Annotated in this window: 1 pseudogene; it reads left to right on the forward strand. The window is 44.9% G+C overall.

Annotated features, from left to right (window positions below):
- A pseudogene (locus HMPREF9538_RS23840) lies at positions 1-559 on the forward strand (IS481-like element ISKpn28 family transposase); the annotation flags it as partial.

Consider the following 559-nt stretch of genomic DNA (forward strand, 5'->3'; position numbering starts at 1 on the left):
AAAAAAACGCTCAGTGAAGCCCAGAAGACCAAAACAATACCGCCCGGTAAAAACAGGCGAACTCATAGGGATGGACGCGATTGAACTCAGGATGGGGGACCTACGCCGCTATATCATTACCATGATCGACGAGCACAGCGACTATGCGCTGGCCCTGGCGGTCCCTTCACTCAACAGCGATATTACCAGCCATTTCTTCAGCAAGGCCACAAAGCTCTTTCCTGTCGCTATCAGACAAGTTGTCACTGACAACGGTAAGGAGTTCCTCGGTAACTTTGATAAAACGCTACAGGAAGCCTCGATTAAACACATCTGGACCTATCCGTACACACCGAAAATGAATGCGACCTGTGAGCGATTTAACCGGACACTTAGAGAACAATTTATTGAATTCAATGAATTGTTGCTTTTTGAGGACCTGAATTTGTTTAATCAAAGAATGGCTGAATATCTGGTGCTGTATAACAGCAAAAGGCCACATAAATCACTCGAACTGATGACGCCAGTGGACTATATTTTACGTGAGAGTAAAAATTGCAATATGTGGTGGACCCATACA

The organism is Klebsiella sp. MS 92-3 (genome assembly GCF_000195655.1).
GTDB lineage: Bacteria > Pseudomonadota > Gammaproteobacteria > Enterobacterales > Enterobacteriaceae > Klebsiella > Klebsiella pneumoniae.